This window comes from Paraburkholderia sp. BL23I1N1 (assembly GCF_003610295.1).
Taxonomy (GTDB): domain Bacteria; phylum Pseudomonadota; class Gammaproteobacteria; order Burkholderiales; family Burkholderiaceae; genus Paraburkholderia.
This window is the reverse complement of record NZ_RAPV01000001.1, coordinates 6,880,609-6,902,942: the sequence shown is the minus strand read 5'-3', so window position 1 is coordinate 6,902,942 and position 22,334 is coordinate 6,880,609. Positions and strand designations below refer to the sequence as shown.

Genomic DNA, 22,334 nt, shown 5'->3' with positions numbered 1-22,334 from the left:
GCACACCGAACACCCTGAACACGTGCAACCAACGCTAAGTGGCGTGGTCCCGTAGCCACGGATCACGCCTCGATGCCCAGGCCGATTGCGGCAGCGAGGCGGATTGTCCCCGAACGAGATGCGTCAAGAAAAACCGCTCAGGATGGGATAAATAATTGGCAGGACAAAGGACGTCAGAATACCGTTCAGGCCCATCCCGAGGCCTGCAAATGCGCCGGCTTCTTCGCTCAACTGCAACGCGCAAGCAGTGCCGATTCCATGAGACGCAACACCGAGTGCGAAGCCACCCAGGTCATGTCTCGACACGTGAATCAACCTCAAAAGGCCGCTGCCAATCACTGCGCCAGTAATGCCGGTCATGATCACAAGGACAGCGGTCAGCGATGGCAACCCACCGATTTTCTCGGAAATACGGATAGCAATGCCTGCCGTCACGCTCTTCGGCGCAATAGTGGCCAGTATTTGACCCGTGGCGCCCAGGAGCCTTGGGATCAAAACGGCCGATGCGATACGCGTCGCACACCCCGCAACAAGTGCGCCAGCCAGCTGCGGGGCTAGCCGGCGCAATTTAGGTAATTGCCGGTGCATCGGTATGGCGAGCGCCACGATTGCCGGTCCGAGCAAAAATTGAATGGGCTGGGCGCTTTGCATGTAGGTGACATACGATGTGTTCGATTCACGCAAGGCAAGTATCAAGAGCGCTATTGCAATCAACACGGGATTCGCGAGCGCATTTTTTCTTGGCGAACCGTGGACGACCTGCGCGATTGCGTACGCGAGGAACGTGAGGGTCAGCCAAAGAAGCGGTGTTGTACCGAGAAATGCCCACGCGCACGCGATATTCAGATGATCCTTCACGGTATATCAACCTTCGCAATATCGGCAACGGCAGGCGTTGTCTTTTCGTCGGCATGGAGCAGCGGTGCAAACGGTGTTGCAGGCGGTGCAAGCGGTGCGGCGCTCGGAGGCCATAAAGCGCACAACGTCTGGCCGACAAGCGCGGTAACGACAATGGCCAGTGCCGTACACACAACAATGGACGCGGCTATCGGGAGCAGGTCATGAGCCACGTGGCCGGCAAAGACCATGATGCCCACGCCTGCTGGAACGAACAAAAGAGGCAAGAACTTAAGGAAGGCCAGAGCGTCGCTTTCAATAGCGGATGAAAGGCCCGGACGGAGGCTCAGGGAGGCTAACAACAGGATCATCCCTATCACCGCCCCAGGAATCGGCAGGTTCCCTGCGTATGCGATTAACTCGCCCAGGCACTGATAGGCGAGAAGCACAGTGAACGTCCTGATCATCGGGTAACCTTCGATTCGGCGGCGCACACGTTGAGCCACCAGCGAAGCACGACAAAGTTGTGAAAGCCGTGATGCCAGATTCCGTTCACTAGCCGGCAATAACCCTCATTGCGGTGAGCAATCGGAGTCAGGCATCCCGTGCTTCTGGTCACTGCCCGGCGTAGAGCGTGTTCAGGCGATCCAGCGTGCCGTCCTGCTGGGCGCGCTGCAATTCCTGTTTGACCTCCGCGCGAGTCTTGCCCTGGAAGCCACCGCTACCGCTGCTGCCCACGGACGTGCCGCCGACTGCGTCCGACGTCATGGCTGCGTTGCTGTCGGTTGTCGTACGGGCTGTGGCAGCGTCGTCGCCCGCATAGGCCAGCGTTGTGCACAACGCCAATGCGGCAATAGGGATCAAAGTCAAAGTTTTCATCGTATTCTCCAGCACGATGTATGACAGGTCCGACGCCCGTGCGAATCACGCCGTTGGCGCCGGGATTTCGTGCCGCTTCGAAGGGCATCGAAGACGCTCGTGAGGAAGCGGGACGCTCTTGTAATACCAGGGCAGGGCCGCCTTCATTCCTGCGTTACCGTTTTTTTTCGTATCGCGGCAGTTCCAGGATCTGCAAGCCGTAGGTCGGCGTAACTGACGCTGCCAGCTCAAGGCTCTGTCCGGATTTTCATTTGAGCCTCTTTAATAAAGTGAAACGAGTGGCTCATGTTTTGCGCGAAGCTGCGCGCTCGTGGATATACCGCTCGGTGCGCTCGCGCGTGAAGTGCTCTTAGAAGCCGGTCGGCAACGAGCTGGTTTCGTGAACCATGCCTGTCTGGCTCTTCGGCGAGCCGATGGCGCCGACGCCGATGATGTGCCCGTTGGTCAGGTTCTGGGCCCAATACGCTTCTATCTCCCCGACCAGGTTCGGCGGCGGGGTGCCGTAATTTTCAGTGGCCGCATCTCCCCGGCCCTCAGTGAGGGCCCACCGGAAGAGCGCTAGCACAGCATTGGTGCCAGCCTTGTCCCTGGAGTCGGCTCTCATCAGGATGAATACGACACCAGGAATCGGCCAGGCGTGGTCGCCCGGTGGATCGGTGACGAGTTGGTAGAAATCGCCTTCACGGCCCCACGCCACTGTTTCGACCGCAGCCTTGAAACTCGCGGCCGATGGCTCGACAAACGCGCCACTTTTATTCTGAACGCTCGCATAGGCGAAGGGCGCCGGCCCGGCGTAGGTCAGTTCGACATAGGCGATCGCGCCCTTGATCCGCTTGACATAGGTCGCGGCGAGCTGGCTGCTCGTGGCGCTGATCCCCACAGGCCATTTGACCGTCAGGCCGCTGCCCACCTGCTCGCGCCATTGCGCACTCGCCGCGCACAGGTAGTTCGTCCAGTTGAAGGTCGACCCGGAGCGATCGCCGCGATGCACCACGACGATTTTCAGATCAGGGAGCGCGAGGCCGGGATTGACTGCCTTGATGGCCGCGTCGTTCCAATCGGTGATCTTGCCCAGGTAGATGTCCGCCAGCAGCGCACCCGTCAAGTGAAGCTGTCCCGCGCCAATGCCATCGAGGTTGACCACCGGCACGAGGCCGCCCGCCGCCACCGGAAACTGGATAAGTCCAAATGCGCGCAATTCGTCTGGTTTCAGCGGCATGTCCGAGGCGCCAAAATCCACCTTGGCCGCTTTCAGCTGATCGATGCCGTTGCCCGAGCCAATGGGATGAAAACTCACCTGCTGGCCGGTTTTGCCGTAATAGGAGGCGGCCCACTTCTGCACCAGCGGATCGAAGAAGCTTGAACCGGCGCCCGTGATTCCTCCTGCCGCCTGCGCTGCCAGCGCTTGACTCGCAACGAGGCACGTAACCGCGACCCATCGAAACACCGGCCATAGGTCGCGGGCCGCTCCAGGAATAAATGCGGAGATCAGAACGACAGCGGTTCGATGGACTCTGGTGTTCATGGCGGCGACTCCCATGGAGCCTTGGGGTTGCGCCTGCTCCTCCCGCCCAAGGATTGCGGCACGCCGGCAGGTACCACTGCACTGTATGCGCTGACTGCGTGCGCATGAATAAGGCCTCCTTCCTAAAAGAGGCTAGGGGATTGCCTTATTCAGCGGACGGATGCCGGCCTATTGATTCTCGATCCATTGAATTGCGAAGCGCATCAGCTCCTTGCCGTTACGGATATTCAGCTTTTCCTTGATGTTGGCCTGATGCGCCTCGATGGTCTTCACGCTCCGATTCAGTTTCGCGGCGATTTCGCGGGTGCTGAAGCCGAGCCCGATCAGATGCAGGACCTCGAATTCCCGTCCCGAAAGGCTCGCAATTGGGCCATCCGGCTTTTTTCGGGGAGCGGTAAGGGCTCGCGCCAGCTTTTCGTGCATGGCGGCGCTCAAATAAATATTGCCTGCCAGCACTTCGCGGATGGCGCTCACGACATGCTCAGTGGCCTCGAGTTTCATCAGATACCCGTTTGCCCCGGCCCGTAATGCGCGTTCGGCAAACAGGCTTTCATCATGCATGCTGAGGACGAGGATTGCCAGATTTGGGTAGCGGTGGCGGAGGGTCCTGACAAGATCGAGGCCGGAGTCCGATTGCAGACTGATGTCCACAATGGCCATGTCAGGCTGGCAGGCCATGGCCGCCAAAGCTTCCTCAGCACTGCCGGCTGCACAGCAGACGTGCAGATTCCCTTGCAGATTCAGCAGGTGCGTCATTCCCTCGCGGATGATGGGGTGGTCATCCACGATCAGGATTTGAGTCGCACGGTCTGGGCTAGACGATTTCCCGTTCATGGTCCGGCCCCTCCGGTAGTGGATAGTGGAGGGCGACCGTGGTCCCACCGCAGGCGTTGCGGATCACGGTGCAAGAGCCGCCCAGAAGGCTTGCCCGGTGACGCAGGTTGTGAAGTCCCAGTCCCGAGGCACGCTCCATGTCTTCCTGGCCAACGCCCACTCCGTCGTCACTGATTGAAAGCGTCTGCATACCGTCTGCCCGCTCCAGATCGATCCAGATGCGGTGGCCGTGGCTATATTTCAGCGCGTTGTTGACTGCTTCCTGTGCCGCACGGTAGAGGTTGATTTGCATCAGCGGATCCTGGCAGTCCACATCTGGCGCGATCCGCAGCACGCAATCCACGCTATTGAGCGTGCGAGCCGTCTCTGCCAGCGCATGCAGTGCGGCCGCAAGGCCACCGTATTCCATGGCGACCGGATCCAGGCCATGGGCAATCCTGCGGGTCATCAAGGATGCCTGCTTCACCAATCCGACGATGATAGCGGCGTCGGCGGCGGCTGGATGGCCCTGTGTCTGCAGTTTCTGTTTCATGGCGGCGCTGTACAGACCCAGGCTGGTCAGGTGCTGCCCGAGTCCGTCATGCAGTTCCCGGCCGATCAGTCTCTGTTGCTGATCACCGATCTGGATCAGTTCTTCTTCCAGCAGACGGCGCTGCGCCATCTCTTCCTTTAGTTCACTGTTCGTTTTCTCCAGGTCTTCGGTTCGCTCCTGGACGCGCCGTTCCAATTCGAGGTGCGATACCTGCAGCAGTCTATGAACGCGCTGTTCCTGAGCACGTGCCGCCACCAGCAGCAGTCCGGTTATCGCCATGACGTTCGCGAAGGTGCACCACCTCACGAGGCTATCCACTGGAGATTCGGCGGCGAACGGGCCCGTGCCGTGGGTGGTACCCCAGACTGCCACGACTGAAACCATCAAGGTCGCGATGCTGGTGCCCAGGTGATCGAAGCGCAGAGCAGCCCAGATAACGAACGGAAAGATCGCCAAGGCTGCAGGATAGTAGCCGTGGCCGGCAAGTTGCGGGGCGTCGAAGATGAGGTAGCTCACTCCGAAGGTCGCAACGGTCAGTCCGCACGCCTCTACGGTCCGTTTCGCGGAGCGGACAGGGTTCGAATGCGTGAGGAAGCTGAACAGGGGCGGGGCCACGACCAGCACGCCCATCATGTCGCCGAGCCACCATTTCAGAAAGACTGCGCCATACTCGGCGACCGGCACGAGGCCCCCTGCGAATAACGCGGTCACGCCGATCAGCGCACTGACTGCCGTGCTCACCACCGCAGCGAGACCGATGAAGGCCAGCACGTCACTGATGCGGTCGAGGGTGATCTGGAATCGGGCCGCACGGTTCAGCAGGAATGCTGCCGTCAAGACGGCAACGGTAGCGCCGGCGCTAATCATCGCGGCTACCGGCAAGGGCACGCCCACCGACACGTTGGCCAGGAAGGAGCCAATAACGATTCCGGGGGCAACTTCGAAGCCCAGAGCGAGCAGCGCAACCAGGGCGATGCCGCTGGAGGGCCACACCAGAGACACGGCGCCGCCCACTACTGCATAAGCAAGTCCTACTTTTGCACCTGCGTAGTACGCCAATGCCACAAATCCGGTGAGCAGGAAGCGCCTAAACCTGGAGTTGCCCCGAATGATGACCATGGTTCACTTCAACCCCTCTGCGCGAGCGATGGCCCACGCATCCCGGCACAGCCCGCAAGCAGCAATCCTGGTGAACCTATGAATATAGCGAATTTGATGCCGGGATTACGCAGGTCACAATCCTCATATCAAGACGACCAAAAAGCGACTATGAACCCACGTCAGAATTTTTCTGCGCGCCATCGCACATACGAAGGATCTTCATGGCGGTAGAAGGCGGGTCCGTTCGGGCGCGTTCCTCCACAACTTCGGAAAAGCCCCCACGCCCCCCATCTCACCGCACCTTCGCCTCAGCACCCCCCGCCGCCACGTCCCCCGTCTGCGTAGGCGCCACCTGCCTCTCCGGATGCCGCGGATCATGCAGCTGGTCTGCCGACCAGCCGCCGCCCAGATCGCCGAATAGCGACGCCGTATCCAGCAGGCGCGTCTCCTGAACATTCAGTGCGGTCTGCTGAGTGCTCAACTGCGTAGCCTGCGCGGTCGCCACCGTCGTGTAGTCCACCGTACCGGCTTGATACTCGTTGAACGCGATCTCGGCGCCACGGGTTGCGTCTTTTACAGCCGTATCGAGGACAACTGATTGCTCGGCCAGGATTCGCAACCCGCTCAAGTCGTCTTCAACGTTCTGGAACGCCGTCAACACCGTGCCCCGGTAGTTGGCGACGGCCGCATCGTAGGCCGCCTTCGCCACGTCGACGTCGGCGCTGCGCAAGCCGCCGTCGAACAGCGTTTCAGTGGCGCTGCCGCCCAGCGACCAGACGTAGTTGGCCACGTTGAACAGACCGGACAACGGCGACTGCGTGAGGCCGGCCAGCCCGGAGATGGAAATGTCCGGGTAATACGCCGACACCGCCACGCCGATCGCCGCGTTTTGTGCAGCCATCTTGCGCTCGGCGACGGCGATGTCGGGCCGGCGTTCGAGCAGCGTCGACGGCACGCCGACGGGCACGCCCGGCAGCGTCGGCATCGTGGTGCTGTGCGTAATCGACAGATCTTCCGGATTCTTGCCCACCAACACGGCGATCGCGTGCGCGTTTTGAGCGCGCGCCACGCCGAGCGCGATCAGGTTGGACTGCGCCGTCTCGAGCTGGGTACGGGCCGTGATCACGTCGGACGGCGGGATGGTGCCCGCCTGGTCCTGGTCGGACACGACATCCAGAAAGTGCTGGTAGGCCACGACCGTCCTCTGCAGCAGGTCGATATTGGCGTCGCTGGTGCGCAGTTCGATGATCGCCGTGGCGAGCGCCACCTGCTCGGAGAGCGTCGCATTGGCGAGCGTCGCTTCGCTCGATTGCGCCGTCGCGGCGTTTTCTTCGATCGTGCGCCGCACCTGGCCCCACAGGTCAGGCGCCCAGCTGACTGTGCCTTCCAGTGAACCCGAGTTGACCACGCGCGCGGCATTGCCGCTCCCGGAACGCGCCTTGGTCGCCGAACCGGTTACGCCGATGGTCGGAAACAGGCCGGCATGCGCCACCCGCACTTCTGCCAGCGCCTCCTGATAGTTCGCGTAGTCCGCCCGCACGGTCTGGTTCGACACCGACACCAGCGGTTCGAGCTGGTCGATCAGCGGATCGTTGAATGCCGTCCACCATTCGCCTTTCGGTTTATCCGCCGCGGGCTCGGCTTGCGTCCAGCCCGGCAACTCCGAGTAGGTGGCGGCCACGTTGACTTGCGGCCGGTGGTAGTCCGGGCCGACCGTACAGCCGCCGGCCAGCAGGGCCAGCGTCGCCAGCGTCGTGACAGCCAGCGGCCGAAGCGTCCCAAAGCGGTTACGGGAAAGTTTCATCGTCATGCCCTCGTATCCGGTTGTCCGGGTTGCTGCGCGTCGCGATTCCATGGCAGGTTGGCGGACCATCTGACCAGCCTGAAACGCAAGCGATCGAGGTAGAGGTAGATTACCGGCGTCGTGTACAAGGTAAAGACCTGACTCAGGATCAGACCACCCATCACCGTGATACCGAGCGGTTGACGCAGCGACGCGCCCTGGCCAATGCCGATGGCGAGCGGCACCGCGCCGAGCACGGCCGCGAATGTGGTCATCATGATCGGCCGCAGACGGACCACGGCTGCGGAGTGAATCGCGTCCTTCGCCGGCATGCCTTCGCTGCGCTGCAACTGGATCGCGACGTCGACCATCATGATGCCGTTCTTCTTGACGATACCGATCAGCAGGATGATGCCGATCAGCGCGATCACCGAGAACGGTGTGCCGAAAATCAGCAATGCCAGCGTCGCGCCGATGCCCGCGGACGGCAGCGTCGACAGGATGGTCAGCGGGTGGATCGAGCTTTCGTACAGCACGCCGAGCACGATATACACCACGCCGAGCGCCGCCAGGATCAGCAGCGGCACCGTCCCCATGGACTGCGAATAAGCCGCCGCCGCGCCGGCAAACGATCCGTGGATGCTGGCGGGCATGCCGATCTCGCGGATCGTGTTGTTGATCGACACGCCCGCGTTGCTCAACGAACCGCCCGCCGGCAGGTTGAACGAAATCGTCGCGGCCACGAGGCCGCTCTGGTGGTTCACCTGCGTCGACGTATGGCTGTTCGAGTACGAAGCCAGCGCTGCCAGCGGCACCATGGTTTCAGCCGACGTGCTGTCCGCACTGCCGGTCGAACTGCCGCCCTTGCTATTGGCGATGCTGTTGGTGGTCGCGTTGGCTTGCGCGTTCGAGTTGAGTGCGTTCGTGCCCGACGAAGTGGTCGTACTTTCGGTCGCCACCGTCACGCCGGACACCGTGGCACCCGGCATCTGCGTGCCCGCCGTGCCGGTAGCGTTGCCCGACGCCGTACTCAGGTAAATCTGGTTGAGCGCTTGCGGGTATTGCCAGTAATCCGGCGCCACCTCCATCACCACGAAATACTGGTTGAGCGGGTTGTAGATGGTCGACACCGTCCGCTGGCCGAATGCGTCATACAGCACGTTGTCGACCTGGTTGGGCGCAAAGCCGTAGCGCGCCGCTGTCGAGCGATTGATTTTGATGTAGGTCTGCAGACCGTTTTGCTGCAAGTCCGAGTTCACGTCGAGGATCTGCGCGTGCTCCTTGCTGAGCGCGGCGACGAGTAGCGGTGTCCACTTGAACAGCGCGGCGGAATCGTCGCTGGTGAGCGTGTATTGGTACTCGGCGGCGGATTGCCGTCCGCCGATTCGCAGATCCTGCTGCGCCTGCATAAAGAGCCGGGCGCCCGAGACCGCATTGAGTTTGGGCCGAAGGCGGTTCACGACCTCGGTGGCCGTGGCATGGCGCTCCGCCAGCGGCTTGAGTTCGACGAACACGTTCGCGGTATTGAGCGCGCGGCCGCCGGTAAAGCCGGCTACCGAGGCCACGGCCGGATCCTTCTGCACGATCTCCTGCAATTGCGTCAGCTTCTTTTGCATCGCGGTAAAGGAGATGCTCTGGTCGGCGATGATCTGTCCAATCAGGATGCCCGTGTCCTGCTCCGGAAAGAAGGTGGCCGGCACCAGCTTGAACAGGAACACGTTGGCCACCAGCAGACCGATCAACAGCAGGATGACCAGCAGGGCATGGTCCAGGACGGCCGTGAGCGAGCGCGAGTAGGCATTCTTGAAGCGGTCGAACTGCTTTTCGACCCACATCGCCCAACGGGCTTTCGAATGCCCGGCGTTGTCGCGGCTCAGCACATAGGCGCACATGGCCGGCGTGACCGTCAGCGAAATCACCAGCGAGATCAGGATGGCGACGGACAGCGTGACCGCGAACTCATGGAACAGCAGGCCGACAACACCCGGCATCAGCATGATGGGGAGGAACACCGCGATCAGCGAGAGGCTCATCGAGATCACCGTGAAGCCCACCTCGCCGCTGCCTTTCAAGGCGGCCTCTTTCGGACTGAGCCCCAACTCCATGTGACGCACGATGTTTTCCAGCACCACTACCGCATCGTCGACCACGAAGCCGGTACCGATGGTGAGCGCCATCAGCGAGAGGTTGTCGATGCTGTAGCCGAGCAGGTACATCGGCCCGAAGCTACCCACGATCGACAGCGGCAGCGCGACGGCCGGTATCAGCGTGGCGCGCGGCGATTGCAGAAAAATGAACACCACGCCCACCACCAGCAGCACGGCGATGAACAGCGTGCGCTCCGTGTCGCCCACCGACGATCTGACCGACTCCGAGCGGTCGATCGCGATGCCCACATGCACACTGCTCGGCAGCGTCGCCTCGATTGACGGCAGGACCTGGCGAATCTGCGCGACGGTGCTCACGACATTGCTGCCGGGCATCGGATACACGATGACGAGAATGGCGGACTTGCCGTTGAAGAGGCCGGCATTGCGGATATTCTCGTTCGAATCCCTAACCTGGGCCACGTCGCGCAACTGGACCGGCGCGCCGTTGCGGTAGGCGACCACCAGGTCGCGGTACGGCGCGGCATGCGTAATCTGGTCGTTGGAGGTGACAACATAGCGCTGGTCGCCCTCGTCGAGATGGCCCTTCGCGCTGTCGGCATTCGCTGCGCTGATCGCCGCGCGCACGTCTTCCAGGCCGATGCCGTAGCTGCTCAGTTTGCCCGGTTGCAACTCGACGCGTACCGAGGGCAACGCGCCGCCGCCAAGCGTGATCTGACCCACGCCCCTGACCTGCGAGAGTTGCTGCTGGATCACCGAATCCGCGGAATCGTAGAGCTGGGCCTTGGTGAACGTGTCCGACGTCAGCGAGAGCACCATGATCGGTGCATCCGCCGGGTTGTACTGGCGATAGCTCGGATTGCTGCGCAGCGTAGTCGGCAAGTCGGCGCGCGCCGCCTGGATGGCCGCTTCGACGTCGCGCGCGGCGCCGTTGATGTCGCGCTTCAAGCCGAACTCGACCACGATCAACGACGAGCCGACGGAGCTGATCGAAGTCAGTTCTTCAACGTCGGCAATGGTGGCGAGCCGCCGCTCGAGCGGCTCGGCCACCGTGGTCCCCATGATGTCCGGGCTCGCGCCCGCCATGTTCGCCTGCACCACGATGACCGGGAAGGCAATGTTCGGCAACGGCGCAACCGGCAGCCGGAAATAGGCGAGCGCCCCGGAGATCAGGATCGCGATGGCCAGAAGCGTGGTCGCGACGGGCCGCCGGATGAATAACGCCGAGATGTTCAAGGCGCGTTCTCCGTCCCGCCGGGAGGCGAATTCTCCGGTTTATTGCGGTTGCGCCAGCGTCGCGTCCGCTCGGCCATTCTGTCGAAGAACAGATAGATCACGGGCGTGGTGAAGAGCGTCAGTATCTGGCTCAGCGTCAGACCGCCGATGATCGCGAGCCCCAGCGGGCGGCGCAATTCCGAACCCGTGCCGGTGCCGAGCAGCATCGGCAGCGCACCGAGCATGGCGGCGAGCGTGGTCATCAGGATCGGGCGGAAACGCAGCAGCGACGCCTCGAAGATCGCCTCGCGCGGCGCTTTGCCGTGATTGCGTTCGGCGTCCAGCGCGAAGTCCACCATCATGATGGCGTTCTTCTTGACGATACCAATGAGCAGCACGATACCGATAATGCCGATCACATCCAGGTCGCTGCCGGCGATCATCAGCGCGAGCAGCGCGCCGATACCCGCCGAGGGCAGCGTGGACAGAATCGTCACCGGATGGATGAAGCTCTCATACAGCACGCCGAGCACGATATACACCGCCACCAGTGCCGCGATCAGCAGATAGACTTCGCTCGACAGCGAATCCTCGAATGCCTGAGCCGCGCCCTGCAGCGACGAGGTGATCGACGGCGGCAGGTTTACCGATTGTTCGGCTTGATGGACGGCTTTGACGGCAGTGCTCAGCGACGCATCTTTCGCGAGATTGAACGAGATGGTGACCGACGGGAATTGCGCGAGATGGCTGATCACGAGCGGCGACTTCGTGATCTGGATCTTCGCGATGCCCGACAGCGGCACCTGGCCCGTACTGCTGGTCTGACTCGGCAGATACAGGTTGCCGATCGACTGCACGTTCGGCAACGCTTCCGGTTTGGCCACGAGAATCACGCGGTACTGGTTCGACTGCTCGAAGATGGTCGAGACGATCCGCTGGCCGAGCGCGTCGTACAGCGCGTTGTCGATCGTCGCAGGCGTAATGCCGAAGCGTGCAGCCAGTTGCCGGTTGACTTCGACGTTCACGCTGAGGCCGTCGGTATTCATGTCGCTTTGCACGTCGGCGAGCGACGGGATCTGCTTCATCCGCGCGATCAGTTCCGGCACGTACTTCTGGAATGCCTGCTGGCTCGGTCCGCGCAGCACGAAGCTGTACTGGTTCGGCGAGACCGTCGTGTCGAGCGTCAGATCCTGCTCAGGCTGCATGTAGAGCCTGACGCCCGGCACATGGGCGACTTCCTGTTGCAGTCGCCGGGCAATCTCTTGCGCCGTATCGGAACGCTTGTCGTGTTCGCGAAGATTGATCAGGAAGCGGCCATTGTTCAGCGTCGAGTTGGTGCCGTCGATACCCACGTAGGAGGTCAGCGAGGTGACATCCGGGTCCTTCAGGATCGCATCGGCGAGCGCGCCCTGGCGATTGACCATCGCGGCGTACGATACCGAGTTGTCGGCCACGCTGATCCCCTCGATCACGCCGACGTCCTGCACCGGAAAGAGGCCTTTCGGAATCACCACGTACAGGATGCCGGTCAGCACGACCGTGCCGACGGCCACCACGAGCGTCAGCACCTGGTGATCCAGCACCGAGCGCAGGCCGCGTTCATAGGCGGCGAGCGTTTTGTTGAACAGGCCCTCGCTGATCCGCTCAAAGCGACTCGGATGACGTTCGGCCTGCGCGCGCAACATGCGCGCGCAGAGCATCGGCACCACGGTCAGCGACACGATCGCGGAGATCACGATGGTGACGGCAAGCGTTACCGCGAATTCGCTGAACAGACGCCCGATCACACCGCCCATGAAGAGCAGCGGAATCAGCACGGCAATCAGCGAGATGGTCAGCGACAGAATCGTGAAGCCGATTTGCCCCGCGCCTTCCAGCGCGGCTTCGAGCGGTGTCTTGCCTTCCTCCAGATAACGCACGATGTTCTCGATCATCACGATCGAGTCGTCGACCACGAAGCCGGTGGCGATGATGAGCGCCATCAGCGAGAGGTTGTCGATCGAGTAGTTCAGCTGGTACATCACCGCCAGGGTGCCGATCAGCGACACCGGCACCGATATGCTCGGAATGAGCGTGGCGGGCACGTTGCGCAGGAACACGAAGATCACCGCCACCACCAGCACGATGGCGAGAATCAGTTCGAGCGCCGCGTCGGAGACCGACGAGCGGATCACGCCCGTGCTGTCCGACACCACGGTCACGTTCATGCCGGCCGGCAGCGTGGATTCGAGCTGCGGCAGTTGCTTCATGATCTGGTTGACGGTCGCGATCACGTTCGCGCCCGGTTGCCGCTGCACGTTGAGCACGATGGCCGGCGAGCCGTTGTACCAGGCGCCGCGCTCGACGTCCTGGGCGGCCTGGCTCACGCGCGCCACGTCGCGCATGAACACCGGGGCGCCGTCCTTGTAGGCGATCACCGTGTCCAGATAGTCCTTTGGATCGGTGATCTGATCGTTGCCGTTGATCGTGTAATCGAGGTCCGGGCCGTCGAAATTGCCCTTCGGCTGGCTGACGTTGACATAGCTGAGCAGCGTTCGCAGATCGTCGATGTTCAGGCCGTAGGCGGCCAGCTTGTGCGGGTCCGCTTCGACGCGGATGGCCGGCACATTGCCGCCGCTCGTCGTGACCACACCCACGCCCGACACTTCGGAAATCTTGGTGCCGAGACGGTTGTTGGCGATGTCTTCAAGCTGGGTCAGCGACATCGACTTCGATGTGACCGCGAGCGTCAGGATCGGCTGGTCGGCCGGATTGACCTTGGCATACGTCGGCGGCGCCGGCAGGCCGGAGGGCAGGTAGCTGTTGGAGGCGTTGATGGCCTGCTGGACGTTCTGCTCGGCGATGTCGAGGTTCAGCGACAGATCGAACTGCAGCGTGATGACCGACGCGCCGTCCGAGCTATACGACGTCATCTGTTGCAAGCCGGGGATCTCGCCCAACTGCACTTCGAGCGGCGCCGTGACCGTGGTGGCCATCACGTCCGGGCTCGCGCCCGGATAGAACGTCTGCACCTGGATGGTCGGATAGTCGACGCTGGGCAGCGACGAAACCGGCAGCACGCGCATGGCGACGAGGCCCACCAGCACGAGGGCGATCATCAGCAGCAGCGTGGCTACCGGTCGAAGAATAAACAGGCGGGAAATATTCATCGGCGCGCGAGCCTGCTACGACGAAGCAGCATGGGCCGCAGCCGGTGCCGACGACTTTGCCGCGGGGGCAGCAGCGGGTTCGGAGGCGGCAGGCTCCGCGGCGGCGCCGCTGGCCGATGCGCCGGCCCCCGCGCCCTTCGGCTTGGCCGCCTGGATTTTGGCGCCGTCGTTCAGGCGGTCCGTGCCGTCCGTGACCACCTGATTGCCTTGAGAGAGGCCGGACAGGATGACCGTGTTCTTGCCGTCGCTCGGGCCGAGCTTGACCTTGTGGACGGAGACGGTGTTGTCCGCGTTGACCAGATAGACGAAGTCGCCCGGCGCGCCGGTTTGCACGGCGGGGGTCGGCACCAGCACGGCATTCTGCATCGTATCGACCAGCAACTTGACGTTGACGAACTCGTTGGGGAACAGCGCTTCGTTCTCGTTGGCGAAAGTGGCGCGTAAGGAGACGGTGCCGGTCGCCGTGGCCATCTGGTTGCTGACTGCGTAGAGCGCGCCGGTGGCAATTTCGCGCGCGTTGTCGCTGGAATAGGCGGTGACGGGCAACGTAGCGCCGCCATTCACGCGCTGCACGATGGAGGCCAGCGCGTCCTGTGGCACCGTGAATTGCACGGTAGTCGGCTTGACGGTGGTGATGACGACGATCCCCGTCGACGATGACGCCGTCACGTAGTTACCCGGGTCGACGAGGCGAAGGCCGACTTTGCCGGAGACCGGCGCGGTGATGCGGCAATAGGCCAGGTCGAGGTCGAACTGGGCGATGTTGGCGAGATCGGACTGGACCGCGGCCTCGTCCTGCTGCACGAGGAATTTCTGATCCTCGAAGGTCTGCTGGGCGATCGACTTGCGCTCGTTCAACTGCGTGAAGCGGGCAAGATCGGCGCGCGCCTGAGCAAGTGACGCGCGGTCTTTGGCGAGTGTCGCCTGAGCCTGCTGCTTGCTGATCTGATATTGGCGCGGATCGATCTGGGCGAGGAACTGGCCTTTCTGTACTTCCTCGCCTTCGTGATAGCCGACGGCCGTGAGGTAACCGCTTAGTTGCGGCAGCACGGTCACGGTGGCGGTCGGCGTGACCGTGCCGAGTTCGCTCAACGTGACGGGCATTGAACCGAGCGTAGCGCTTGCCACGGTGACGACGATCGGGGCGACGTCGCGCGAGGGTTTGTTCTGGGTCAACAGGTGGACAACGACCAGCGCGATCAGCGCCAGCACGACAACTGCAAAAAGAATGAGCCCGCGTCGGGAGCGCTTGGGTTGCTTGGACACGGCTTCGCTCATAGGTCTCTCCGGAAACAGATGCTGCCGTTGATGATCGGGCGGGAAGTCATTCTCTGCTGGGATTTTGGGAACATGCCATGGTTCTCGTGCGTTGTCACAATTTAATGACGAGCCTGGCGACAATGTACCGGGTGTGCGTAAAGCTTGAGTTACCGGAGTAAGACATGTCGGGATCTGAAAGACACGGTCGAGTGTCTTCCGGCCCGCAGCCTGCGCAAACGGACGTTTGAATGTGGGGGGGGTCTTTGGGAGGTGGTCGCGGCGAGCGGCAAGTCGCGCTGAAAGCTTGTTGAAATTATTCGGGCCGCGTTGCTACTTCGATGCCGCTGTCGATCCGGAGTCGCGGTCATCGACGCCGAGAGCATGCCGTCGAGCCACGCAAGGTCACCGGACGCATGATAACGGATCGTGACGATGTCGCTTTAAGTGACGATTCTGACTGAGGACTCCGTCGTAATCGAACCTTCACTGCCGTGGTCGATGTGTCCGTCGATAGGCAGGCCCTCTCCGCTGATCTGGGTCAACCCATCGGCTTATACACAATCTCCAGCGTGACCGCCGGCACGTAACTTCTGCAATGTCTTGGCAGCGACATGAACCTCTTTGAGTCCCAGCCAAATAGCTTTCGCGCCGGGTTCGCCATCGCCCTTGCGGCCGAGGAATCCGCCCAGGCGCGCGATCAAGCGCAGCACCTCGTTGAGCTTGGGCTTGGCCGGCTGCTTGACGTCGGTCAGCAAATACGCGCCGCGAATTTCGTCGACATCGAAGAACAGTTCGGCATCCAGATCGGGGCAACTGCGGCCCCTGTGCATCAGATGGACGATTCGCCAAGCCACGACCAGAAACAGCGCCAGCGCGCGCTCGAGCCGTTCGATCGCGCCCAGTTGCAGCGCCTCGACACGACAACCGTTCTTCAGCACGTTGAACAGGATCTCGATTTCCCAGCGTGCCCGATACCAGTCGATCAGTTCAATCGCTTCCTTCAGCGTCGTGGCTTCGCGGTTGGTAAGCAAGCGCCATTCGATCGGCTTGACGCCGCTTGGTGCATCAAACTCACGCGCCACCAGACACGTGGCCGCTACGCTTTGACCCACGCCTGCCGGCAGTTCGATGCGCCGCAACCATACGTGCTGACGCACCTGGCGCGCCTTCACGCCGTGACGCGAGCCCATCGTGAAGGCAATCTCGCCGAGCGGTGCGTCTTCTGTCGTCGCCGTCCACAGCTTGGCTCCCTCGGGCAGCGCGCGGTCGTGGGTCGAGCGAATCAGCCAATCCGCCGGCGTGCCCAACTCCTGCGCCCGCACCATCAGCGCGAGCATGTCTGCCTCGCGATCAGCGACGTACACCAGTCGCGTGTACGGCAGGCTCGATGCCGTTTCCGCTACCCGCTCGTAACCCTCGATCCAGCGCAGGCTTTCCTTGAGGCCGCCGCGCTTGCCCTGCGCGTCCTTGGGCTCACGCGCCCACATCCACGCGTCGAGTACACCCAGCGGCACCCACCTAAACACCGGCCCGATCACCGGCGCGAGCCTCACGCCGCACCTCCTGCGGCGGTAGGCCAAACCCGCGCATGAACGCTTCGCGCATATGCCGGCGATCGCGAAACCCCGTCTCTTTTGCGATCACTTCCAGCGAGTGCCGGCTCTTCTCGATCATTAGCCGCGCGGCTTCGAGCCGCAATCCTTCGATCGCCTTCGCGGGCGATTGTCCGGTTTCCAGAGTGAACACCCGGCTGAACTGCCGCGGGCTCAGATGGGCCGTACTCGCGAGTTCGTCGACGGTGAGCGGCCGGCTCAGGTGCTTGCGCGCATAGTTCAGCGCGTCCTGGATGCGGTCTGACTTTGGCGCCAGATCGAGCATTTCCGAATGCTGCGACTGGCCGCCCGCGCGCCGCTGATGCATCACGAGCTTGTGCGCGACCGAACGCGCCACATCGGCGCCGAGGTCCTTCTCGACCATCCCGAGCGCGAGGTCGAGCCCCGCGGTCATGCCCGCCGATGTCCAGATCGGCCCATCGACAATGTAGATGCGATCTTCTTCGACGTGGATGTCCGGAAACCGGCTCGTCATCTCGCGGGCATAGGCCCAATGCGTGGTCGCGCGCCGGTTCGCGAGCAGCCCCGCTTCAGCCAGTACAAAACCGCCCGTGCAGATGCCGGCGATGCGCCGCGCGCGCGTAGCCGCCTTACGCAGGAACGCGAGCACTTCGGCTGGGGGCGGCGAGGTTAGCGGCGTGGTGACGCCCGCCGCGATCCACGTGTCGATCGCGGTACGCACCCCGACCGGGCGCGTGACGACGGACATGCCGAGCGAGGAACGCACCTCGCCGCCCGCTACCGAGAAGTTCTCGATCCCGTAGAAGGTTTCGCCCGCCACAACGTTCGCGTATTCGAAAACCGCCTGTGACGCGAGCGCCATCACCTGGAAGCCATCGCTCAGCAAAAATCCGATTCGGTGCACGTCGGCCCTCCGCTATTCATCAGGTCAAACATCCGCTGCGAAGCGATGTCCTGAATCACGACCCTATACGTCATATGCGTCGGCGTCAATCCGGACCACAATCACCTCACGCAATCCCCTCATGCAATCACCAACGAACATTCAGCAGGAGTACATCATGACGCAGGCACATCAGGGTACGGCGCTCATTACGGGCGCATCCACAGGCATCGGCGCGGTCTATGCCGAGCGGCTCGCGCAACGCGGCTACGATCTGATCCTCGTTGCGCGCAGTCGCGACCGGCTAGTCAGTCTCGCCGAGCGCATCGAGAACGGAACGCGGCGGTCCGTCGAGATCATCGACGCCGATCTCAATGATCCGATTTCACGCGCCACGGTGGAAGCGAAACTGACGGAAGATGCGAGCATCACGCTGCTCGTGAACAACGCGGGTGTCGGCACGCACACGCCGTTGCTCGACAGCAATGTCGACGCCATGACGCGGATGATCGACCTGAACGTCACCGTGCTCACCCGCCTCACGTACGCCGCGGTGCCGGGCTTCGTCTCGCGTGGCAAGGGCGTGGTCATCAATATCTCGTCGATCGTCAGCATCGCGCCGGAGATCCTGAACGGCGTGTATGGCGGCACCAAGGCCTTTGTTCTTGCGTTCAGCCAGTCGCTGCATCACGAGCTCGCCACCAAGGGCGTGAAGGTCCAGGCGGTGCTGCCCGGTGCCACGGCCACCGATTTCTGGCAGACCGCCGGCTTACCGATCGAGAACCTCAATCCGGCCATCGTCATGTCCGCAGGCGACATGGTTGACGCGGCGCTCACGGGCTTCGATCGGGGCGAACTCGTCACGATTCCGTCCCTGCACGACGGCGCGAAGTGGGACGCTTTCGAAGCCGCGCGCCAGGCGATGTCACCAGAACTGTCGACCAACACGCCCGCACGCCGCTACACCGCAGATAACGAAAGAACCGTCCAGGACGCTTCGAAACGAACGCGCGAGTAAAGCGGTATCGACACGCCAACGCAGACGGCCTACGTAACCGTGGGCGTCGCAAAGTTGCACCCACAACAATGATGCCGGACACACTCCGCGCGGCGTCGACGCTCTGCGCGCTAACCTGCAGAACTGGCTTGGATCCACCGCGTACTCCTAACTTCTTGCCGACAACAACTCGACGCGCTTGCGGTGCAGGAACCGGCGCACGGCTGGATCGCGTTCGAGTCCCATCGCGAGGTCGTAGGCGACGAGCGCTTCGGCCGTCTCACCGGCACGCGCGAGCAGGTCGGCGCGCGCGGCCCAGTACGGCTGGTAGTCGGCGAGGCGCGGATCGTCCACATACGGCGCGAGCGCGTCGAGCGCCGCCTGTGGGCCGTCCCGTTCCGCCTGCGCGAGCGCGCGGTTCACCGCGACCACCGGCGAAGGTGCAATCGCGAGCAGCGCATCGTAGAGCTGCACGATTTCGTCCCAGTTCGAGCGATGCGTGCGACAGCGGTAGACGTGGGCCGACTGCAGCGCGGCCTCGAGCTGAAAGCGTCCGATGGCGTTGAATGCGCTTGCGCGCCGCAGCAATGCGTCGGCTGCGTCGATCATCGGTGCGTTCCATGTCGCCGGATCCTGAGCCGACAGCGGTACGTAGTCGCCAGCCGCATCGCGTCGCGCATCGCGTCGTGCCTGCGCGTACAGCATCAGCGCGAGCAAACCCAGCGTCTCCGGCTCCTCGGGCAGCAGCTCGACGAGCAGATGTGCAAGAAACAGTGCCTCGCCGACGAGATCGCGCTGCTCGGTATCGCCGCCGACAGGATCGGTCCACCCTTCCGCATACACCGCATAGACCGCTTCCAGCACCGCCGCGAGCCGGCCGGGCAACTCCTCGCGCTCGGGCACGCTGAACGGAATGCCCGCTTCGCGGATCTTGTGCTTCGCCCGCACAAGGCGCTTGCTCATCGCGGCGGGCGACATCAGGAACGCGGAGGCAATCGTCTTCGCTTCGAGCCCCAGTACCACCTGCAGCATCAGCGGCGTGCGAATCGCGGCCTCGAGCGCAGGGTGCGTGCAGGCGAACAGCAGCGCAAGCCGCCGGTCGGGCAACGCGCCGGTTTCACGCTCGTCGATCTCGTCGGCGAGGATCGTGAGCTGATTCGTCACGTCGTCGCCGACGCGGCGATGGCGCGCGCCGTCGATTGCCCGGCGGCGCGCAACCGTCATCAGCCACGCTTCGGGATTCGCGGGGCAGCCGCGCTCCGGCCAGTCGGCGAGCGCGGCCGCAAACGCGTCGGCGAGCGCGTCCTCGGCCGCGGCGACGTCGCGCGTGCGCATCGCCAGCAGCGCGACGAGCTTGCCGTAACTGCGGCGGGCGACCGCCTCGGCAATCGAACGCGCGGCGCCGTCAGCGTCACGGCCGCAACCGTACGGACTCATGCACCGGATGGCGCGTCGTACGGGGCTGTCCAGACCGGGCGCACTTCCATGAGGCCGTGCGCCGCGCCGGGACAACGCGACGCCCAGGCGATCGCCGCGTCCAGGTTGGGCACGTCGATCAGGTAATAGCCGGCGAGCTGCTCCTTCGAATCGGAAAACGGTCCGTCAAGCACCTGCGGTTTGCCGTCGACGAGCCGCACCGTGGTGCCCGTGCTCGTGTTCTGCAGCCGGTTGGCGCCGACCAGAACCTCCGCTTTTTTCAACGATTCGGTGTACGCCAGATACGCGGCAACACCTTGCTGCCGCTCGCTGTCGGTCATCTGGTTCCAGCCGTTTTCTTCCGAATAGATCATCAATAGGTATTGCATATGAGCCTCCGTCATGGGGTTGAGGCGGGTGAATCAAATCGGGCCGCCATCACGATGACGCGCGGGCGGCATGCTGACGGACAGGTGGCCTCGAAAGAATCGCGAGGTTTTCTTCGTCGATCATCGGGCAAATAAGCTACTGCCCGTGGGTTTGTATGCTTGCACGAATCGTGGCACGATGACTTGTTTGACCCGGCGTGATTCTGGGCGATCCGCGGCAGCACGGGTGCATTGTCACGTGTCGAAACTATCTATGCATCGCAGGCGTTTTGTATTGGCAGCACTGAGTGCGGCAGGCGTGACGCTTCGCGCGCATGCAGCGTCGGCGGACCGATTCGATATCCTTTATCCGCATTACCGGCCCGAAGATCGGGCGCGTGCGGCCTTTCCGCTGGCGGTACTCGACCTCGCCATGAAAGCCGCGGGAGCTGGGTATGTGGCGCGCCAGGCCGACGTCCTGATGGAACGGGCGCGCGCATTGGCGGAACTGGCCTGCGGCGGCAAAGCCATCAATCTGCTTTGGACGAGCATGGGCGCAGAGGCGGAACGAGGCTTGAACGTGGTGCGGATTCCGATCAATCGCGGGCTGATCGGATATCGGGTTTTTATCATACGAAAAGACCGTCAAGCTGACTTCGACAGGGTGGAGAGCCTGTCCGATCTGAAGGCGTTGACAGGCGGCCAGGGGCTTGGCTGGATCGATACCGACATCATGCGAGCAGCCGATCTGAGCATCGACACGGTTCCCTATGAAGCGGTGTTCGATATGGTTCAGGGTGGCCGGCTCGACTATTTTCCGCGCGGCGTCGTTGAAGCCTTCGCCGAACTGGACGAGCCGCGGCACAGGGAGCGGAATCTGGTCGTGGAGAAGCGCTTGCTGCTGAAATACCGGTCGGACTTCATTTTCTACGTCTCCGCAGGGTATGAAAGCCTGGCCCAGACCATTAATCAAGGGCTAGCTAAGGCTTATCTCGACGGATCGTATATGCGGCTGTTCAACACCCATCCCTACATTCAAGACGCGCTGAGCCGCGCCGACCTTGCGAATCGCAAGGTGTTCGTGCTCGACAATCCGTACCTTTCCGAAGGGGATCGCAGAATCCCGGACAAGTACTGGATGAGCTAATGCCGTGCGCGCGCGTCCGTCCTTGCCGTGGTGACGACGGGCCTGGTTAAACAGGCTGGACGGGCCGGACGGGTCGACCCGCCGGCGAAGGCATTCAGGATTTCCTGACGGCATATTCAGCAGACCGGAAGTGCATTTTTCCGCGCTTCCTGACTGCGGTGCGCCGCCGGTCTCCCTAGGATGATCTTGTCGTCGTCCTTATCCACGGGCCTGTCATGAGCCGTCATTCAGAAAACCACGAACACGCGTTTGAACGCCTGAACACCGCGTGTCAGCGTCTGTTCGAGACGTGGTGTGAAAGCAGAAGCGTCATACCGCTCGGTTATCTGTTGCACTGCTGGCCGTTGCCGGATAAGGGGCATGCGTCCGTGAAACGGTTGGCAGACGGATTGCGCGAACTGGGCAGGACGGATCCCGACGCCCTTGGCGGGCGCATCTGGCCGATTCTCTGCGATCTGGCTTCATGCATCGACGAGATTGTGCTGTATCCGCGGATCTATTTGCGCAAGGCGGTAGACGATGCGCCGCCGGTGGGGCGGGCCGTGTACGGGATGTAAGTGCCCTTCAGATGAGTCGGGGTACGTTTCACCCAGCGTGAGCGCCGGCCAGGCCCAGGAAAAACCCGAATGACCAATGGGCCGGGCAGACAAACGATAAATGGCCACCCTGCCGATGCAGCGGCAGCCGTGTCAGTATCCCGGTGCGGCAACGAGTGCAGAATAGACG

Annotated in this window: 16 protein-coding genes and 1 pseudogene; 3 read left to right on the top strand and 14 right to left on the bottom strand. The window is 62.6% G+C overall.

Annotated features, from left to right (window positions below; translation table 11 throughout):
• Positions 1–123: 123 nt before the first annotated feature.
• From B0G76_RS32185 to B0G76_RS32130, 12 genes and pseudogenes are all read right to left on the bottom strand, one after another.
• Positions 124–858, bottom strand: a complete 735-nt coding sequence (locus B0G76_RS32185; protein ID WP_120296060.1) for an LrgB family protein — start codon at positions 856–858, stop codon at positions 124–126.
• Positions 855–1,304, bottom strand: a complete 450-nt coding sequence (locus tag B0G76_RS32180; protein WP_120296059.1) for a CidA/LrgA family protein — start codon at positions 1,302–1,304, stop codon at positions 855–857. The genes B0G76_RS32185 and B0G76_RS32180 overlap by 4 nt, the downstream gene beginning before the upstream one ends.
• A gap of 148 nt (positions 1,305–1,452) precedes the next feature.
• Positions 1,453–1,716 carry a DUF4148 domain-containing protein gene (locus tag B0G76_RS32175; RefSeq protein ID WP_120296058.1) on the bottom strand — a complete coding sequence of 88 codons (264 nt, stop codon included), beginning with the start codon at positions 1,714–1,716 and terminating at the stop codon, positions 1,453–1,455.
• A 349-nt stretch (positions 1,717–2,065) separates the two neighbouring features.
• Positions 2,066–3,241 (bottom strand): phosphate ABC transporter substrate-binding protein PstS, encoded by a 1,176-nt coding sequence (gene pstS, locus B0G76_RS32170; protein ID WP_120296057.1) that lies wholly within the window; start codon positions 3,239–3,241, stop codon positions 2,066–2,068.
• 168 nt (positions 3,242–3,409) lie between these two features.
• Positions 3,410–4,075: a response regulator transcription factor gene (locus B0G76_RS32165; RefSeq protein ID WP_120296056.1), complete on the bottom strand. Its 666-nt coding sequence runs from the start codon at positions 4,073–4,075 to the stop codon at positions 3,410–3,412.
• Positions 4,056–5,726: an MASE1 domain-containing protein gene (locus B0G76_RS32160; RefSeq protein WP_120296055.1), complete on the bottom strand. Its 1,671-nt coding sequence runs from the start codon at positions 5,724–5,726 to the stop codon at positions 4,056–4,058. Before B0G76_RS32160 ends, B0G76_RS32165 begins: the two co-directional genes overlap by 20 nt.
• Positions 5,727–6,000: 274 nt before the next feature.
• On the bottom strand, positions 6,001–7,518 hold the full coding sequence (locus B0G76_RS32155) for an efflux transporter outer membrane subunit (protein WP_120296054.1): 1,518 nt from the start codon (positions 7,516–7,518) through the stop codon (positions 6,001–6,003).
• On the bottom strand, positions 7,515–10,835 hold the full coding sequence (locus B0G76_RS32150) for an efflux RND transporter permease subunit (RefSeq protein ID WP_120296053.1): 3,321 nt from the start codon (positions 10,833–10,835) through the stop codon (positions 7,515–7,517). Before B0G76_RS32150 ends, B0G76_RS32155 begins: the two co-directional genes overlap by 4 nt.
• A complete protein-coding gene (locus B0G76_RS32145) occupies positions 10,832–13,963 on the bottom strand; it encodes an efflux RND transporter permease subunit (protein ID WP_120296052.1) in 3,132 nt (1,043 codons plus the stop codon). The genes B0G76_RS32150 and B0G76_RS32145 overlap by 4 nt, the downstream gene beginning before the upstream one ends.
• Before the next feature lie 15 nt (positions 13,964–13,978).
• Positions 13,979–15,241 (bottom strand): efflux RND transporter periplasmic adaptor subunit, encoded by a 1,263-nt coding sequence (locus B0G76_RS32140; RefSeq protein WP_120296051.1) that lies wholly within the window; start codon positions 15,239–15,241, stop codon positions 13,979–13,981.
• 533 nt (positions 15,242–15,774) lie between these two features.
• Positions 15,775–16,803, bottom strand: a pseudogene (locus B0G76_RS32135) (IS4 family transposase); the annotation flags it as partial.
• Complete coding sequence (locus B0G76_RS32130) at positions 16,742–17,701, bottom strand: GlxA family transcriptional regulator (protein ID WP_120296050.1); 960 nt, start codon at positions 17,699–17,701, stop codon at positions 16,742–16,744. The gene B0G76_RS32130 and the pseudogene B0G76_RS32135, both read right to left, overlap by 62 nt.
• A gap of 157 nt (positions 17,702–17,858) precedes the next feature.
• On the opposite strand from B0G76_RS32130, the gene B0G76_RS32125 reads away from it, so the two are divergent.
• On the top strand, positions 17,859–18,698 hold the full coding sequence (locus B0G76_RS32125) for an SDR family oxidoreductase (protein WP_120296049.1): 840 nt from the start codon (positions 17,859–17,861) through the stop codon (positions 18,696–18,698).
• A gap of 147 nt (positions 18,699–18,845) precedes the next feature.
• Here the strand turns inward: B0G76_RS32125 and B0G76_RS32120 are convergent, their stop codons facing one another.
• A complete protein-coding gene (locus tag B0G76_RS32120) occupies positions 18,846–20,114 on the bottom strand; it encodes an RNA polymerase sigma factor (RefSeq protein ID WP_120296048.1) in 1,269 nt (422 codons plus the stop codon).
• On the bottom strand, positions 20,111–20,482 hold the full coding sequence (locus tag B0G76_RS32115; protein WP_120296047.1) for a YciI family protein: 372 nt from the start codon (positions 20,480–20,482) through the stop codon (positions 20,111–20,113). The genes B0G76_RS32120 and B0G76_RS32115 overlap by 4 nt, the downstream gene beginning before the upstream one ends.
• Positions 20,483–20,735: 253 nt before the next feature.
• Between B0G76_RS32115 and B0G76_RS32110 the strand changes: the two genes are divergently transcribed.
• Together B0G76_RS32110 and B0G76_RS32105 are read left to right on the top strand one after the other, a co-directional pair.
• Positions 20,736–21,608: a hypothetical protein gene (locus B0G76_RS32110; RefSeq protein WP_120296046.1), complete on the top strand. Its 873-nt coding sequence runs from the start codon at positions 20,736–20,738 to the stop codon at positions 21,606–21,608.
• Positions 21,609–21,823: 215 nt separating this feature from the next.
• Positions 21,824–22,165 (top strand): hypothetical protein, encoded by a 342-nt coding sequence (locus B0G76_RS32105; protein WP_120296045.1) that lies wholly within the window; start codon positions 21,824–21,826, stop codon positions 22,163–22,165.
• Positions 22,166–22,334: the final 169 nt, after the last annotated feature.